At 34.8% G+C, this 16,332-nt stretch carries 16 protein-coding genes; 4 read left to right on the forward strand and 12 right to left on the reverse strand.

From position 1 onward, the window contains the following. Window positions 1-5: 5 nt before the first annotated feature. Window positions 6-1,418, reverse strand: coding sequence for a mannosyltransferase (locus HM983_RS02020; protein ID WP_246277438.1), 1,413 nt, complete (start codon window positions 1,416-1,418; stop codon window positions 6-8). 120 nt (window positions 1,419-1,538) lie between these two features. Here HM983_RS02020 and HM983_RS02025 point away from each other — a divergent pair, with 120 nt between their 5' ends. Next, window positions 1,539-1,967, forward strand: coding sequence for an SRPBCC family protein (locus HM983_RS02025; protein ID WP_179343623.1), 429 nt, complete (start codon window positions 1,539-1,541; stop codon window positions 1,965-1,967). Here HM983_RS02025 and HM983_RS02030 read toward each other — a convergent pair. The 4 genes from HM983_RS02030 to HM983_RS02045 form a co-directional block, all read right to left on the reverse strand. Continuing rightward, window positions 1,964-3,454, reverse strand: coding sequence for a cellulose synthase family protein (locus tag HM983_RS02030; protein ID WP_179343625.1), 1,491 nt, complete (start codon window positions 3,452-3,454; stop codon window positions 1,964-1,966). The genes HM983_RS02025 and HM983_RS02030 overlap by 4 nt on opposite strands. After that, a complete protein-coding gene (locus HM983_RS02035; RefSeq protein ID WP_179343627.1) occupies window positions 3,451-4,158 on the reverse strand; it encodes a glycosyltransferase family 2 protein in 708 nt (235 codons plus the stop codon). Before HM983_RS02035 ends, HM983_RS02030 begins: the two co-directional genes overlap by 4 nt. A 178-nt stretch (window positions 4,159-4,336) precedes the next feature. Further along, on the reverse strand, window positions 4,337-5,929 hold the full coding sequence (locus HM983_RS02040) for a 4Fe-4S binding protein (RefSeq protein ID WP_179343629.1): 1,593 nt from the start codon (window positions 5,927-5,929) through the stop codon (window positions 4,337-4,339). Between the two features lie 144 nt (window positions 5,930-6,073). Then, window positions 6,074-7,378, reverse strand: a complete 1,305-nt coding sequence (locus HM983_RS02045) for an NAD(P)/FAD-dependent oxidoreductase (protein ID WP_179343631.1) — start codon at window positions 7,376-7,378, stop codon at window positions 6,074-6,076. Between the two features lie 203 nt (window positions 7,379-7,581). Between HM983_RS02045 and HM983_RS02050 the strand changes: the two genes are divergently transcribed. The 3 genes from HM983_RS02050 (at window position 7,582) to HM983_RS02060 (ending at window position 10,548) form a co-directional block, all read left to right on the forward strand. Continuing rightward, window positions 7,582-8,292, forward strand: coding sequence for a DUF547 domain-containing protein (locus tag HM983_RS02050; RefSeq protein ID WP_179343633.1), 711 nt, complete (start codon window positions 7,582-7,584; stop codon window positions 8,290-8,292). 261 nt (window positions 8,293-8,553) lie between these two features. Continuing rightward, window positions 8,554-9,567 (forward strand): glycoside hydrolase family 113, encoded by a 1,014-nt coding sequence (locus HM983_RS02055; RefSeq protein WP_179343635.1) that lies wholly within the window; start codon window positions 8,554-8,556, stop codon window positions 9,565-9,567. Between the two features lie 255 nt (window positions 9,568-9,822). Next, window positions 9,823-10,548, forward strand: a complete 726-nt coding sequence (locus HM983_RS02060; protein WP_179343637.1) for a metallophosphoesterase — start codon at window positions 9,823-9,825, stop codon at window positions 10,546-10,548. Window positions 10,549-10,719: 171 nt separating this feature from the next. On the opposite strand, the gene HM983_RS02065 is transcribed toward HM983_RS02060, so the two are convergent. From HM983_RS02065 to HM983_RS02095, 7 genes are all read right to left on the reverse strand, one after another. After that, window positions 10,720-11,424, reverse strand: coding sequence for a TIGR04283 family arsenosugar biosynthesis glycosyltransferase (locus tag HM983_RS02065; RefSeq protein WP_179343639.1), 705 nt, complete (start codon window positions 11,422-11,424; stop codon window positions 10,720-10,722). A gap of 33 nt (window positions 11,425-11,457) precedes the next feature. Beyond that, on the reverse strand, window positions 11,458-12,348 hold the full coding sequence (locus HM983_RS02070) for a DUF547 domain-containing protein (protein ID WP_179343641.1): 891 nt from the start codon (window positions 12,346-12,348) through the stop codon (window positions 11,458-11,460). Window positions 12,349-12,362: 14 nt separating this feature from the next. Beyond that, window positions 12,363-13,259, reverse strand: a complete 897-nt coding sequence (locus HM983_RS02075; protein ID WP_179343643.1) for a sterol desaturase family protein — start codon at window positions 13,257-13,259, stop codon at window positions 12,363-12,365. 94 nt (window positions 13,260-13,353) lie between these two features. Further along, window positions 13,354-14,322: an arsenosugar biosynthesis arsenite methyltransferase ArsM gene (arsM, locus tag HM983_RS02080; protein ID WP_179343645.1), complete on the reverse strand. Its 969-nt coding sequence runs from the start codon at window positions 14,320-14,322 to the stop codon at window positions 13,354-13,356. An 85-nt stretch (window positions 14,323-14,407) separates the two neighbouring features. Then, a complete protein-coding gene (locus HM983_RS02085) occupies window positions 14,408-15,220 on the reverse strand; it encodes a purine-nucleoside phosphorylase (protein WP_179343647.1) in 813 nt (270 codons plus the stop codon). Continuing rightward, the gene (locus HM983_RS02090) at window positions 15,213-15,842 is read right to left on the reverse strand and encodes a TIGR04282 family arsenosugar biosynthesis glycosyltransferase (RefSeq protein ID WP_179343649.1); all 630 of its coding nucleotides are present in this window, start codon (window positions 15,840-15,842) and stop codon (window positions 15,213-15,215) included. The genes HM983_RS02085 and HM983_RS02090 overlap by 8 nt, the downstream gene beginning before the upstream one ends. Continuing rightward, on the reverse strand, window positions 15,835-16,329 hold the full coding sequence (locus HM983_RS02095; protein WP_179343650.1) for a rhodanese-like domain-containing protein: 495 nt from the start codon (window positions 16,327-16,329) through the stop codon (window positions 15,835-15,837). Before HM983_RS02095 ends, HM983_RS02090 begins: the two co-directional genes overlap by 8 nt. Window positions 16,330-16,332: the final 3 nt, after the last annotated feature.

A 16,332-nucleotide genomic window follows, 5' to 3' on the forward strand; every position in this document is an offset into this window, starting at 1 on the left:
GCCAACTAGTTATAGTTGGCTTTTTTTATAGATTTTTTTTTGAGGAATATCTCCCAAAATATAAACGCATAAACCACTAGGTATTCTAAAGCTATAATCCATAGGTTTTCAGAATTTGAGTTATTAGAATATGCCAAATAGCTCAAAACAATAACCAATGACCAAACTAACGGAAAGCGATAATTTGTAAAAATACAAAGGATAACGAGCGTTGCTATGTACCAAGGATGTACGGTTGTACTTAATAGTAAGTAAAAAGTAAAGGTTAATAAAATTGATGTTGTTAATTTAGGTATCGTATTGTTATTTTTCAAAAATGAAAACAGCAAAATAATAATGAGTGAAATAACAGGAAGTATTTTCCCAATAACAGCAATTTGATTATAACCGGTCACAGTATAACCGATTTCTCGTATCAAGTAATAAATACTTGCATTAAACTCAAAATTCCCAAACCAAAGTCCAACAGTTTTTGAGTAATTATTTAAAAATTCCATCGAGAAAAAAGGAATAAATAATAGTAAGATCGTTACAATTATTATGATATAAAACTGAATGAGTTTTATCAATCCTTTTTTTTGAAAAATATTATGATTTTGGTCGCTGAGTATAGGTAGCTCAACGTTGGTGGATGATTGTAACCGAATGGAGCCACAACGAGTTGAAACGAACCACCAGAAAAATATAGGTAAGAACATTAGCGGAATTAACTTCACCGAAATAGAACAAGCTAAAACTAAAGCGGCCCGTTTCCATTTGCCACTATGCAATAAATATAAGCTCCAAATGAGAAAGAAAATCATGATACCTTCAAAATGAAGGTTACCGGTTAATTCAATAATTATAAACGGATTCAGTATATACCAAAAGATTCGTTTTGATGGTATTTTTAAACGCTCTAAAAGTTTTTTTCCAAAATAGAGTGTTCCAATATCTGCAGCTATAATTATCAATCGCATTCCTATTACAGAACTCAAAATACTTTTTCCTGGGAATAGATTTCCCAATACAAAAAACAGTTGATTTAAGGGCGGATAATTCGTGTAATGAGAAGCGCTCAATTCTCCCATGCCATTATACAGCTCTTGCGATTGAGCAATAGGAAATTTTCCATTTTGAATAAAAGAATCTGGTGTATAGAGATATGGGTTGATGCCTTCTAAAATCATGCGTCCATCCCAAATAAATCTATAAAAATCCTGTGATAAATTAGGAATAGCAAATAGAAACACAAGCCGAAAAAGCACTGCTGCCACCACCATTAATTTAAAATTGAAACCACCCAGTTTTATAATCTGGTAGGCGCATGCAAATAATGCTATATAGAGAGTTAAAAATTTTGAAATGTCAGTGCGAGCCAAATCATATCCAAAAGAAAAATAGAGAAGACTGCTCGCAAAAATAAAGAGCAGTGCCATTTTTTGATATTTAAATACATTAATAAGTTCTGACATAAAATCAAAGATAGAATTATTTAAACCTAGGAAATACTCGCGTAAAAAAAGATTAATAACTTTAAAAGAGGAAAATTTTAAGTTATGAGTTTTTCAATTTACCATGATTTTACGATTAAATGTGAGATGTCTAATGTTTATGATGGCATTTCTAATCCCGAACAATTGAAACATTGGTGGCCACTAAAATGCTCTGGAATACCAAAAGAGGGCGAAATATATAATTTCAACTTTACAGATAAATATGATTGGTATGCAAAAGTTTCAAACTGTAAAGTTAACGAGCACATCTATTTTAAGTTGACCAAATCTGATGAAGATTGGCAGCCAACGACATTCGGTTTTGATTTAAGAGAAAAGGAAGATGGTGTTTTGGTTAAATTCTGGCATAAAGATTGGCCAAATTGTAACGCTCATTTTAAGCATTCCTCTTTTTGTTGGGCTTTACTTTTAAAAGGCTTAAAAGATTATTTGGAAAAAGGAATAATAATTCCGTTTCAAGACCGCTCTTAAATCTTAGAACTCAAAGACTTAAAAAACACATAGCCAAAACCAATGCATAGCATCAAGTGAAATGGAAATAATCCAAAATCACCACCTTGGTCGCCTACTACAAAGGCACTATATAATCCAAAGGCAAAGTAGAGCATTAAAATACCTTCTACAATCACATTTGCCGAAAGCTTTTTACGCAGATATTTATTGCCTTTCCATGAATCGCGAATACTACTGATATTAAATTTCGGTGTACGAACAAATTCACTTCGTTTACCAATATGTCCTTCAATAACAGCTATAGAATTATGTAGTGAAAAACCCATTGCAATAGAGAAAAACGTAAAAAACATACCAATATATCCAAAGAACTTTTTAAAGCCACTGCCATAAATCTGTCGGTACATGTACCAATAACAGACAAAGAATATGATAGTGCTAATCACAAAGAAACTCATTACAAAAAAATAGTTTCTCAAATGTTCGTATTCGTTTTTAATATAGAGCATCGGAATACTTAAAACAGCAACTGTGAAAATGCTCAAAAACATGGTACTATTTAATAAGTGAAGTAAACCATGAATTTTTGTTTTGGTTGAGATATTATCCGACTTTACAACCCTCCATAGCATTTTTCTAAAATTTTCAGCTCCACCTTTGTTCCATCGAAATTGTTGTGAACGTGCTGCACTAATTACAACAGGTAGTTCAGCTGGTGTCTCGACATCTTCGAGATATTTAAACTCCCAATTCTTAAGTTGCGCTCTATAGCTCAAATCCAAATCCTCTGTTAAAGTATCACCTTCCCAATTACCAGCATCAAGGATACATGCTTTGCGCCAAACACCTGCTGTGCCATTAAAATTGATAAAATGCCCTTTGCTGTTTCTCCCAACCTGCTCTAAAGTAAAGTGTGCATCGAGTGCAAATGCTTGTATTTTAGTGAGTAAAGAGTAATTACGGTTTATATGTCCCCAACGTGTTTGAACCACACCGATTTTTTCGTTCTTAAAATATGGAATTGTACGCTTTAACCAATTGGGCTTTGGCAAAAAGTCAGCGTCAAAAATAGCGATGTATTCTCCTTTAGCGATTTTTAATCCTTCTTTTAAGGCACCAGCTTTAAAACCACTTCTATCGGTTCTGGTAATGTGTTTTATATCAAGTCCTGTGGCAGACAAAGCTTCAATGTGAGCTCTTGTTGTCTCAACAGTCTCATCAGTTGAGTCATCTAAAACCTGAATTTCCAATTTTTCTTTTGGATATTCCAAAAGTGCAATGTTATCCAGCAACCGCTCCATAACATACATCTCGTTAAAAACTGGAAGCTGTATCGTTACAAATGGCGTTTCTTCTGGAAGCGACAAATCGAAAGTTTTACATTGTGTACGCTTTTTTTTCGACGACAAATAATTGTACAAAAGGTTGAGTTGAGCTAACGAGTACAAGAATATTAGTACAATAGCAATGGTATAAACGACAATAATAATTGATTCGAGAATCATTTTTTAAAACTATATTTAAAAATCCACCCTAGGATTTTAACGCCTGCAAAGATAGCTCCTTTTATCGTTCCTGAAACTTTTGAGACACCTATTCTATTCCTATAGTTTACTGGAATTTCGGTGTATTTTAATTTCTGTTTTAGTGCTTTTAGTTGCATTTCTACGGTCCAGCCGTAGGTTTTATCTTCCATGTTCAGACTTAAAAGCTTATCATATTTAATAGCCCTAAAAGGACCTAAATCTGTGAATTTCGAATTAAAAAACACCTTCATTAAGCTAGTAGCTAGCCAATTACCAAATATTTGAGGTGCAGTCATTGAGCCTTCTTCCCTTAGCTTTTTATCTCGTGTTCCTACCACAAAATCGTAATTATCTTCAACTATAGGTTTTACTAGTTTAGTCAATTCTTCTGGGTAGTCACTATAATCACCGTCTAAAAAAACAATGATATCAGGTCTATTTTTCTGATTGTTAATCGAAGTCCACGCGATATAATCCATTCCTTTTAAACAAGCATATCCGTACCCTTTCCGATTTTCCGTCAAAACGGTTGCGCCAGCTTTTTCTGCGTTATCTATAGTGTTATCGGTGGAATTATTGCTCACCACAATAATCTCATCAACCATATCTGGAATCCCTTGAATAACCAAAGGAATTGAATCTTCTTCATTATAAGCAGGAATGATAACTTTAATTTTGGTCATTTGAGATCAGTTGTGTTATTATCTCTTTTGAACGAAGAAACATTATTACAATAGTTACTCTTCTTTCTTTAGAATATTGAGTTGCGGCCACTAATTCTTTATTTTTTATAGAATAAACAATAGTTAATTTTTTGGCTGTTGCTTAAAAAGTGAAGAAAACAAAATTCAACTGATTTTGTTATTTTTGATTTACTAAATCCATAAGATTAACATCGTTACCTAATAAGATGTCGTTAGAATTGATACGACCTTTCATAGAATCGTTCTCTAATTTTAATACACCTCTTGGGCAAACCGCAGAACAAATACCACAGCCAACGCAACTTGAGCGTATAATATTCTCGCCTTTTTGAGCGTAAGCACGTACATCGATGCCCATTTCGCAATAAGTAGAACAATTACCACACGAAATACATTGCCCACCATTTGTAGTAATTCTAAATTTTGAAAACAAGCGCTGCTGAAAACCTAAAATTGCAGCCATTGGACAACCAAAACGACACCAAACTCGATTTCCAAAAATAGGATAGAAGCCAGTGCCAATTACGCCAGAAAAAATAGCGCCAATTAAGAAACCATAAGTCTGTCTTAAGGTTCCAGCTTTAAAAAGAAATAAATTAGACCCGTTAAAATAATGCATGCCAAACAACACCAAAATAATTACAAAATAGCCAATGGCTCCATACTTGGCGTCCTTTGCCAATTGGTTTCTTTTAAAAATCATAACCCACGCAAAAACGATAGTCAACAATGTTGCAACACCAATTAAAAATGTGTTTTTTGACAGCCAATATTTGCTGCTGTCATCACCTAAATAAGAATACACAACGGCAGTTGTCATTAAAACTACAAATACCACTACGCTGTGCACCACCCAACGCTCAATCTTCCAAGCAAACTGGCGTTTATCACTTAAATGTCTAAAGGAATCACCTGAAGTTTCGGCCAAGCCACCACAGCCACAAACCCACGAGCAGTACCAACGTTTTCCGTATTTGTAAGTGAGAATTGGGGTAATTACGAAAATAGATAGAATACCAAAAATGAGAAGTGCTAAGCCAATATCACCAGCGTTAATAAACGAATCTACGCGATATTCATGAAAATTATAATAGTTGAGCGGCCAAATATTTTTGAGATCATAATAAGGAAGACTAAATGAATCTGAATTTAATCTTGCCATAAATTCGGGAATCAAAAATGCAAAACCAAGTTGAAAAAACATTACAGAATAGGTTCGCAATCTCTCATATCTATTATGTCTATATTTCAACAAAAATTTATAACCAAACGCCAAAATGGCTATGGTGTAAAGTACTCCATAAACAAACCATTGGCTGGCAGGTCCGCCATTTAACAGTCTACTAAATGGGTCAAATAAAGCCACCAAACCAGTGTTTTCTGCGCCATCTTGCCCCAATCCAAGCCATGCTGCTTCGAAATAAAGCACAATGTAAAATCCTGTTAGCGCCAATCCTGACAGCCAAGCCCAAAGCCCTCGGGATGAAATGGATTTAAACATGACGCCATCATTTTTTATACCTGCATGTTTACCTAAGTACAAATCGTTTGCAAACAAAATAATTCCCAATGAAAGCATCACTAAAGCTACAGTAAGCACAATTGGTTGATAGGGAAAATTAACGTTAAATGCTGCAAGTACTAAAATCAATAGGCCAATTAATCCTATTGCGGTAAATAGCCGTTGCTTGGTTGTAAGATCAAAAGCCTCGGGCTTTGTAAGTGACATGCTTGGTTGTGGTGTGTTCATATTTCTATTTTATTTTCCTGGGAGGGTTGTAAAAACCCTTTCTGTGTCAGTTATTTTGAGCGCTAAGTCTCTTTAAGTGCATTTATACTTGTCTATTCAATGTGACTTTTAAGTGTCTCAGGCAACAACTATAAAAACGTTGTTTTATGTCGATGCATATTCGTTCTCATAAGTCGCTAGAATTTCTTTTTCGTAATGCTCATAAAATTCTGGGTCAAAATTGGCCTTTTTGAGATTGTTTACCACGTAATCAACATTTCGTTTTTCATTGAGCCATTGCTCAAAAGTCTCGTGTTTCATCCTAATCCCGAACGTGTTAATGCCCAAGAATTCTTCAGTGTCTTTGTGGTATGCAACGGTGATGCACTTGGTGTCGTCTTCATGTTTCCAATGAAAATGCTTTTCGTAATCTGGGCGGTCTTTTTCTCCATATACCCAACCATAAGTTTGGAATTCAATATCCATAAATTTAGCTGAGTTGAACCAATGACTTGGATTATAGGGCATTTTATTGCCGCAAATGGTTTGTGCCAAAACTTCACCCATCATGCGGCCTGTATACCAAACAGCCTCTACAGGTCGTCGGTTATTAACGGGTTCTTGCTGCTCGGCACAGTCTCCAATGGCATACACATCAGTAATATTGGTTTCAAGATATTTATTGACTTTAACGCCTTTATCTGTTTCAATATTTGAGTCTTTTAAAAAATCTATACTTGGAGAAACTCCAGCTGTTAATCCTACTAAGTTACATGGAATTTCTTCTCCAGTTTCTTCAACAATAACCGATTTAGCGTTTCCGTTTTCATCAGATTTAATTTCTTTTAAGTTAGAAGATAATCTTAAATCAATATGATGACTTTTAATATGCCTGTTAATCATCTGGCTTTCACCTTCGGGCAAAACGCTGTTCCAAAAGCTCGACTCACGTACCAAAAAAGTAACGGGAATATTTCTGGAATTAAGCATTTCTGCTAATTCAATACCTATTAAACCTCCACCAACAATGACGGCTCGTTTACAAACTTTATTATTTGGTGCGTCAATTTCTAATTGGTCCACATCTTGTTTAGTGTACAATCCTTGAACGCCCTTTAAATCTTGACCTGGCCAACCGAATTTATTAGGTTTGCTACCCGAAGCGATTACCAATTTATCATATTGTAACGTATCTCCTTGTGCAAAATGAAGTGTTTTAGATTCAGTTTCGATCTTTTTTACATAACCCTTTTTTAATTCGATACGGTTTTTTTTCCAAAACCAATCTTCATATGGTTTTGTATTTTCGTAGGTCATGTGTCCCATATAGATGTACATTAAAGCTGTACGCGAAAAGAAGTGGTCGGTCTCTGCTGAAATAATAGTAATGCGTTTATCCGATAGTTTTCTGATATGCCTAGCGGCAGTAACACCAGAAATACCATTTCCAATTATAACAATGTGCTCCATAAATTTTAATTGCTAATTAGCTATTGAGTCGCACTTAAAGATAAAAACTTTACAGCACTATACAGTTTAGATAGATTTTAAATTAAAAAACAGTGTAAGGTTTGTATTTGAGATGAGACGCTGAAATTCTTGCGAGCCTACTGTAAGTGCTTCGGTTTTAGTTCGACAGAAGTTTGAATAGTTCAAAAAAACTTTTAAAATTTATGAAAAATATTTTTCTATTACTTGCCTTAATTACATCAATTGGAATTAGCGGACAGAACTTAGAGACCTTTTTTTCCAAAACAGATACATTTTTAAAAAATTATGTTGAAGACGGTAAGGTGAATTATGAAGCCATTTATACAAATCCATTAGAATTAAATAAAATTCTAAGAATTGCTGAGAATATTTCAGTCGATGTTTCGGACGAAAATAATTATCAGGCATTTTGGATTAATGCTTATAACATGGCAACAATTAAGGGTGTTATTGATAATTACCCAACCAAATCACCTTTAGACAACAAAGGTTTTTTTGATAAAACCATGTATGATTTAGGAGAAAAAAAAGTAACCTTAAACGATATTGAAAACAAACTATTGCGAGCAAATTTTGACGAACCAAGATTTCATTTCGTCTTGGTTTGTGGTGCTGTTGGTTGTCCACCAATTACAAATAGCGCTTATATGCCAAGCACACTTGATAAGCAGCTGCAGACTCAGACCACAAAAGCTATTAATGCGGATTTTGTAAAAGTCAATTTAAAAGAGGAAAAAATCGAAGTATCAGAAATCATGAAATGGTATAAGGAAGACTTTACCAGAAATGGTTCAACGGAGATCAATTTCATCAACCAGTACAGAACAGAAAAGATTCCTGAAAACTATAAGCTTAATTATTATGCTTACGACTGGAGTTTGAACGACCAATAAGCTTCCGGTAAAAAGATCCAATTTACAAACATAAAAACGAAAAAATCAATCCTCATTGCCATGACGATAATGATTTATTTTTTCGGATTTTCTCAAGAAGAACAATAAATCCAAAGGTGGATATCCAAGAATTATACCCATTTGTAAGAGGAAACAGTACAATTTTGAGCCAAGCCTTAACATTAGACAGCATACATTGTTTTAAAGAAACAAGCTAGATATAGCAAGAATTTACATAAATTAGGCACTTAAAAATTCTCAATGAAATACGTTAAGTGGCTTTTTTTATGCCTACTGATATCCTGTTTATATTCTTGTGATGGGCAGGTTGAAAAAATAAATGGAGTCAGTTTTGTCGCCGCTAGGGATTCAATTAATAATAGTCACGTAGCACCAGTAGTAAGAGTCAATGCCAACTATGCGGCAATAATGCCGTTTGGTTTTGTTCGAACGCTCAATCACCCAGAAATTATCCATAATACCAATAGGCAGTGGTTTGGGGAAACTAAGGCAGGTGGAAAGCAGTACATTAAAGAATTGAGAAAAGAAGACATTAAAATAATGGTAAAACCTCAAATATGGGTGAGACGAGGTGAATTTACCGGCTTTATAGAAATGAAAAGCGAAGCTGATTGGAAACTGTTAGAAAACTCATATTCTAGTTTTATTCTTGAATATGCGAAACTCGCAGAAGAGGTCCAAGCAGAAATTCTTTGCATCGGTACAGAACTTGAATATTTTGTAAAGAACAGACCAGAATATTGGAACAGATTAATTACTGAAATCAAAAAACTATATACTGGAAAACTCACTTATGCCGCAAATTGGGACGAATTTAAACGCGTACCCTTTTGGGATCAATTAGATTATATTGGTATCGATGCTTACTTCCCTATTAGTGATCAAAAAACACCAACTTTAGATGAATGTATCGAAGGGTGGAAAACTCATAAACCAGAGATTAAATCCTTGTCCGAAAAGTTTAAAAAACCAATACTGTTTACCGAGTATGGCTATCGTAGTGTAGATTATTCGGGCAGGGCACCATGGGTTTCGGATCACACCATGAGAGATGTTAATCTTGAAGCTCAGGTTAATACTACAAAAGCTCTTTTTGAAACTTTTTGGAAAGAAGAATGGTTTGCGGGAGGCTTTGTATGGAAGTGGTTTCATAATTATGATGATGTTGGCGGACATGACAATCCTATGTTTACACCACAGAATAAGCCAGTTGAGAAGGTGATTGCAGAATACTACAGTTACGAAAATAATTAGACCAAAAAGAGTAGCCTCCTAACGGTTAAACTTCTCAAAATTTCCCTATTCATCTAGTTTTTTGAGTTTACGTTTCATCATAAAAAAAATCTTTAATACTATTATACGAATAGACTCCAGAATAGGTGTGACATCAGATGATAAACATGGTTTGGTTTTTGTGATACTCACAGTTTGCTTTGATGACATAAATTAGACTCAACTCGTTTCGGTAACTTATAATCTTATTTTTACTTTTGTATAAAGATTAAAATAATGAGAACATTAGCTATTGGTGATATTCACGGTGGTTTAAGAGCATTGCCTCAACTATTAGAACGAGCACATGTAACTGCAAACGATAAACTAATTTTCTTAGGCGATTACGTTGACGGATGGAGCGAATCTGCGCAAGTAATTCAATATTTAATTGATCTATCTAAGAAAAACCAATGTGTTTTTATCAAAGGCAATCACGATGTTTGGTGCGAAGATTGGTTAAGAACTGATGAGTCAGACTCTGTGTGGTTATCACACGGAGGAGAAGGTACTAAGGAAAGCTATAGCTCTTTTTCAAAAAAAGAAAAACAACAACATTTACGCTTTTTTGAAGACATGGAATTGTATCATGTTGATGATAACAACCGATTATTTATCCATGCAGGATTTACATCAATGCATGGAGTGGAAAGTGAATATAATTTCAGAAACTTTTATTTTGATCGTACACTATGGGAAATGGCACTTACCATGGATAAGCGAATAACCAAAGATTCGTCTCACTATCCAAATCGATTAAAACATTATCACGAAATTTATATAGGTCACACACCAACGCTCAATTATCACAAATACCAACCAATGAACGCGATTAATGTTTGGGACGTTGATACAGGCGCTGCGTTTACCGGAAGTTTATCGGCTATAGATGTTGATACTAAAGAAGTATTTCAAAGTGATACATTGCCCATGCTTTATCCTAATGAAAATGGAAGAAATTAAAAATAGCTAAATTAGACTTCTAAAGACTACAATAATTTTGTCATCTCAAACAGAGTGGGCAATCTCACAACACAAACAAAATATTGAGATTCTATATCTGACGGATAGGTAAGCTCGTCTCTGCCGTTTTGCCGGAATCACAACCAACTTCATAAATTTTCACATGCTAAATTAACAAAGATGTCTTTTGTAATAGGCTAACATTTCGTCTGCAGATGCACCAAACCATTTCTTGACGTAAATGGTCCAAAAGTGGTATTGTACTTTCCAAACTCCATGTTTTTTGTACATTCTCGCTGAGGTCTTCAGTTTATGATTAATGACAACAAACTGCTTGCGTGCAAAAAGTTCATTGATAAGAATATTATCTTCATAGATAATGTAATTTTCATCATATCCACCGATCTCATCAAATAATTCTCGAGTGATAAATTGACTCTGATCACCACCACGACAAGCTCTCCAACTAAATTGAGTGAGCCAACTAGCCAATCTTAACCACCAATGGTTGCTATCAAATTGCATTCTAAAACAACCAGCTTTATTTCCCTTTTCGACTTCGTTGATAATAAGTCGGTCGAAATCTTTTGGTGGAAATGAATCTGCGTGTAAAAAGTAAAGGATGTTTCCTGTTGCTACATTTGCACCATTGTTAAGTTGTTTGGCTCTCCCTTTTTCAGAATTTATGAGTTGCACTACTGTCCCATCGAGCGCAGTCGAGATGCTTTTAACTATCTCTGCAGTTTCGTCCATACTGCCACCATCAACAATGATAATTTCAGAAATGTTTTTTGAATCAGATTTTTCAACTAAATGATTCAATAAATCACCAATGGATTCGGCTTCGTTTAAAACAGGGATAATTATGCTAATCATATAGTTATCTACGGAAAATCTAGGATCGTAGTTTTAGTTATTTAAATCCCAATTATAATCTTGGTAACGCACATTTGCTGATTGGGAAATAGCAATATCAGCATATTCATTCAGAAAATCAATAAGACTGCCATTTTGTTCAAAATCTATTTTGAACCATCTGAATATTTTAGAAAGCTTAAGCTCGTCTTTTGAAATTTCATTTTTTGAATTATCGGAAAGAAATTCTTTTGTAGCATTGGTTAATTGTGCCTCTAGATTTTCAGCTGTAAAGGCTTTTTTTTGAAGTTTAGGACAGGACACGGAAGCACAGACTATGGCGAAATGAATTCGCGGCTCGTTCATTTTTCTCAGGATTTGATGCTCAATGTCATTTAAGTTCATCCATTTCTCACCAAATTTCCAAAGTCTTTGGTCCCAAGGATCTTTTATATCTTTAATACTTTTTGTTGGGTAGTTTCTCAGGATTAAATCTACGGTAAGCGCATTGTATGTGTTTATCCAAAAGGCTAATTGTTTTTCTTTAGATAATTCATCTATTCGTGTGTGGCCGATTTTTAACATCTTGATATAGAGAGATAAATCATCGGAGTCTTTGGAAAATCCCTTATAATTAACGTTGCCTTGTTCTGAAACATGCTTACTTAAAAGCTCATCCCATAGTTCATGATTGTCATAAAACCGTTTTTTCAATTCTTGATGAAAAGACAAATCTTCAACAACACTATCCGTGATAGTTTCAGTCTTTTCCACTTTAGTATCAACTTCATTTTCAATTTCGACCTCTTTTTCGATCACATCAGGCACTTCAGTGACCACAGCCATTTCTATTTCTTTTTTGGGTGAATTATTAACTGTTTGTTTTTTGGCAGAGCAGGAACTGATGAATACCGTAATTAATAATAAAATTGAAAGCTTTTTCATCTGAATACTTCTAATTATGAGGTTTTCCGATTTTTCGGAAATAAGTACATTTCCTGGCGCACAAAATCCTTCGGGAATGTTTCGTCTCCTTCAAACCCTAATTCGATGTCTCTGCCATCGTGCGGCACATGAGCGGTTTTAAATAAATAATCCCAAATGCTTAAAGTTAGTCCGTAGTTGACACCATACCTTACGTGATTTGGCATTTGCTTGGCGTGGTGCCAAATGTGCATCTTCGGATTATTAAATACATACTTTAAAACACCATAATCCCAACCTAAATTCGCGTGGTTTAAATGACCGATGGCGATTGTAAAAAAGTAAACAATAGCGACATCTTGAGCATCAAACCCACCAATAATTGCGATTGGAATATATAACAGCGACTTGTAAACAACGGGTTCCATCCAATGGTAGCGCAAATGTGCAGCAAAGCCCATTTCTTTGACAGAATGATGCACTTTATGAAAATTCCAAAGCCAAGGCACTCGATGCAAAAGACGATGTGTGTTCCATTGTACAAAATCTGAAATGATAAAGAAGATGAATAGTCCTAACCAGCGTGGCATATCGTCCACATCAAATAATTGAAGACTGGAAACGGATAAACCAATGATACCTAAAACATCATTAAAAATTTCAGACGCTGTGTTTGATAAAGCTATAAATACAATAAGATTCAAAAGAAAAAAGTTGAAGAACATATAAAATGTGTCCAACCAAAAATCTTTTCTAAAAATAGATTGGTTTTTTCGCCAAGGAAATAGAATTTCTAATGCCCAAACCAATACAGAAATTACAATAAGACCATAAAAAAAGTTGTCCCAATGATTAAGGTCTATAAGCTCATATCTGAGATAATTCCAATAATCGGAATAGGATTTTTTGAATATGTCTAAGTATTTTTCCATCTGTCATTTCTGCAAAAGCAAGAATCTCTTTGTCATTCTAGTAAAGGAATCAATCTATTTCTATGATTAAATCTTGGGTGGAAAGATATTTCACCTAACAACACCCTCCTCCATCATAATGGAAGGTAGATTCAGAAAAATAAATATCATCTCTTCCCAAGGCCTTCAGCGCACCAGCAGTTTTATCACAAACAGCCAATGGTTGATTCTTTAAAAGTACGTGTCCTGCTTTGTCGTCAAAATAATCGTTGTCTCCATAGTAGATAGCAGCTTTCCCTGTAAAAACACAAGGGCCATCTTTTGGCATTGGATCTTTTATTGCGGCTACCTCAATGGATTCTATGTATATCAATTCATCCGTTGGGTAATTCTTCGGATCTAGGATTCTGTATGGTTTTCTGGCTCTAATTTCAATAGTTCCAAACCCAGCATCGGTTAATGCTTTTACGTATTCTTTGATTGGTAAACTCCCGCTTAAGCAAAGCGCTCTCAAACGTTCATCGTTACGCAATTCGTCATTCATGGGTTGTTCGCAAGTTGGATCACTCATTACCAGACGGCCGTGAGGTTTCAAAACGCGATACATTTCTGCTATTGCTTTCTTTAAGTCTTCAGCTTTAAAAATATTAAACAAGCAATTTTGTGCAGCAACATCTATGCTATTATCTTCAACGGGAAGATTCATAGCATCACCTTTTTTGAGATCAACGAATTCAGATTTAAACCAATCGTTTTGCTCTTCGGCTATTTTGAAATTTTTACGGGAAGCTTCCAGCATTTCATCAACGACATCAATACCAATGACACCATTTTTTTGTCTGTTAAAATATGAAAATTGTAGTAACTCCATTCCGCCACCAACACCAACATAAAGCATTTTAGGATTATTGGTTAAATCCCTTGCGTGTACTGTAGAACCACAGCCATAGTTCATTTCCTGCATTATTTTTGGAATTTTTAAGCCTGGTAATTCCCAAATAGGATTCGTGGTACAGCATAGTCCAACATCTGGTGTTAATGCTGCTTCTTTGTAAACATCGTGTGTAGTTTCTAGGTAGCTCATTTAATTAGTTTTAGTAATGTCGTTGGTAACCACTGGCGCATAATATTGAATATTGTAGACAGAGGCTATAAAAGGGATATTTAGTCTATAATGATTTAATTAATTCTGTGAATAAGATAATCATGTTGGGCTCAGCTTTTGAGGCCATAGCAATAATCTCTTCAATGTTCACAGGTTCTAAATTATCTGGGTCGCATTCATCTGTTAAAACAGAAACAGCAGCAGCTTTTAAGCCCAAATGATTGGCAACGATAATTTCTGGAACGGTACTCATGCCCACTGCATCTGCCCCAATTATTTTGAGCATTCTATATTCTGCTCGTGTTTCTAATTGTGGGCCAACTACACTAGCATAAACGCCTTTGTGCAACGGTATGTTATTATCCTTTGCAATATCTTCAATTTTTGAATTGATTTGGGCATCATATGGTGCGCTCATATCCGTAAAGCGTTCACCAAGTGCCGAAACACCTTTAAATGCCAAAGGTGAACCACCCTGAAGATTGATATGGTCGTCAATTAGCATTAATTCTCCTTTTTTGAAGCCGAGATTTACCGCTCCTGCAGCGTTAGAAACCAACAAAGTTTTAATACCCAGTTTTTCCATAATACGAACAGGAAACGTTACATCTTGCAACGAATAGCCTTCATAAACATGAAAACGACCTTGCATAATTACTACTTTCTTACCGCCTAAATTTCCATAAATCAATTTTCCTTTGTGAAATTCAACCGTAGCTGTTGGGAAATTAGGAATATGGTTGTAACTGGCTTCTGCAATGATTTCAACTTTATCCAAAAGTTGGCCTAAGCCTGTACCTAAAATAATACCGACTTCCGGATTTTCAAATCCTTTACTTTTTAAATATGCGGTGCTTTCTTCGATGAATTTAATCATAAAGTTGTTGAATTTTTTCTTGTAATAATTCGTTGTTTTTATAAAAATCGGACGCTATTAAATCTTCGTAAGTATCGATATCGTTTAGTGTTTCTAATATGCCGATATTCTCATCAGTCTGGTTTAATTCTTCTAAAGTATTTTTCAATAAATCAGGTTGGCTCCAGGGTTTATTCTGAAATATTTCAGGTATTAATTTTGAAAGCCCAACCAAATAGTAGCCTCCATCTTCGGCAGGACCGAAAACAACATCGTTTTGCTCTAAAGCTTCGAGTCCGTTTAAGATATGGTTAGAGTTAATATCTGGTAAATCAGAACCTATAAGCACAATGTTGTTATAGCCATCATTAAAACCATCTTTAAATGCATTGAGCATGCGCTCACCTAAATCATTTCCTTCTTGCACGGATTTAGTATGGTTGTTCCATTTGGAATCAACCACTGCATTAGAAAAATAAATGCGTTTATCAACGGATAGATTTTCAGTGGCTTTCTCGGTAATTTTAACCAATTCTGAATACACCTCAAATGCGCCATAATCACCAATCGTTTTGGCCAATCTGGTTTTTACGGTTCCGAGTTTTATATTTTTTACAAAAACAATTACAAGTGATTTAGTCATAAACTTTGGTGCCTTTTAATAGCCATTTACTCCAAGCCTTTGAATAGGCATGGACGCTCTCGGTTTCTTTTTGTTCTGGATTATAAATAGGAAAGTCGTTATTTTTCCATTCAAAAATACCACCAAATAAATTATAAACATTGGTGTATCCTGCTTTTTTGAGTTGTTCTCCAATATTTTCTGACCTGATGCCAACGGAACAATATACGACGATTGTTGTTGTGGTGTCGGGAACTGTAGTTTTTATGGTTTCAACATTAAAATTATTATACCCAACATAGAATGCATCTTTGATATGGCTAACGTTAAATTCTTCAATTTCTCTCGCATCTAAGATTACAGCATCAGTTTTTGGCATTGCCAATTCTTGTACTGACATATATGGTATGCTTTCAGAATTATAGGTTTTAAGTAATTCGTTTATAGAGTTTTGGGCATGGCCAATATCCACGAATAAAAAAAGTAGAAGAATAATGAGTAAGCGCATTTT

This window comes from Winogradskyella ursingii (assembly GCF_013403975.1).
GTDB classification, from domain to species: domain Bacteria; phylum Bacteroidota; class Bacteroidia; order Flavobacteriales; family Flavobacteriaceae; genus Winogradskyella; species Winogradskyella ursingii.

Bases quoted from the DNA above. Each gene is read 5' to 3' on its own strand.
- HM983_RS02020 (WP_246277438.1), bottom strand. From the start codon at position 1,418: ATGGCACTGCTCTTTATTTTTGCGAGCAGTCTTCTCTATTTTTCTTTT.
- HM983_RS02025 (WP_179343623.1), top strand. From the start codon at position 1,539: ATGAGTTTTTCAATTTACCATGATTTTACGATTAAATGTGAGATGTCT.
- HM983_RS02030 (WP_179343625.1), bottom strand. From the start codon at position 3,454: ATGATTCTCGAATCAATTATTATTGTCGTTTATACCATTGCTATTGTA.
- HM983_RS02035 (WP_179343627.1), bottom strand. From the start codon at position 4,158: ATGACCAAAATTAAAGTTATCATTCCTGCTTATAATGAAGAAGATTCA.
- HM983_RS02040 (WP_179343629.1), bottom strand. From the start codon at position 5,929: ATGAACACACCACAACCAAGCATGTCACTTACAAAGCCCGAGGCTTTT.
- HM983_RS02045 (WP_179343631.1), bottom strand. From the start codon at position 7,378: ATGGAGCACATTGTTATAATTGGAAATGGTATTTCTGGTGTTACTGCC.
- HM983_RS02050 (WP_179343633.1), top strand. From the start codon at position 7,582: ATGAAAAATATTTTTCTATTACTTGCCTTAATTACATCAATTGGAATT.
- HM983_RS02055 (WP_179343635.1), top strand. From the start codon at position 8,554: ATGAAATACGTTAAGTGGCTTTTTTTATGCCTACTGATATCCTGTTTA.
- HM983_RS02060 (WP_179343637.1), top strand. From the start codon at position 9,823: ATGAGAACATTAGCTATTGGTGATATTCACGGTGGTTTAAGAGCATTG.
- HM983_RS02065 (WP_179343639.1), bottom strand. From the start codon at position 11,424: ATGATTAGCATAATTATCCCTGTTTTAAACGAAGCCGAATCCATTGGT.
- HM983_RS02070 (WP_179343641.1), bottom strand. From the start codon at position 12,348: ATGAAAAAGCTTTCAATTTTATTATTAATTACGGTATTCATCAGTTCC.
- HM983_RS02075 (WP_179343643.1), bottom strand. From the start codon at position 13,259: ATGGAAAAATACTTAGACATATTCAAAAAATCCTATTCCGATTATTGG.
- arsM (WP_179343645.1), bottom strand. From the start codon at position 14,322: ATGAGCTACCTAGAAACTACACACGATGTTTACAAAGAAGCAGCATTA.
- HM983_RS02085 (WP_179343647.1), bottom strand. From the start codon at position 15,220: ATGATTAAATTCATCGAAGAAAGCACCGCATATTTAAAAAGTAAAGGA.
- HM983_RS02090 (WP_179343649.1), bottom strand. From the start codon at position 15,842: ATGACTAAATCACTTGTAATTGTTTTTGTAAAAAATATAAAACTCGGA.
- HM983_RS02095 (WP_179343650.1), bottom strand. From the start codon at position 16,329: ATGCGCTTACTCATTATTCTTCTACTTTTTTTATTCGTGGATATTGGC.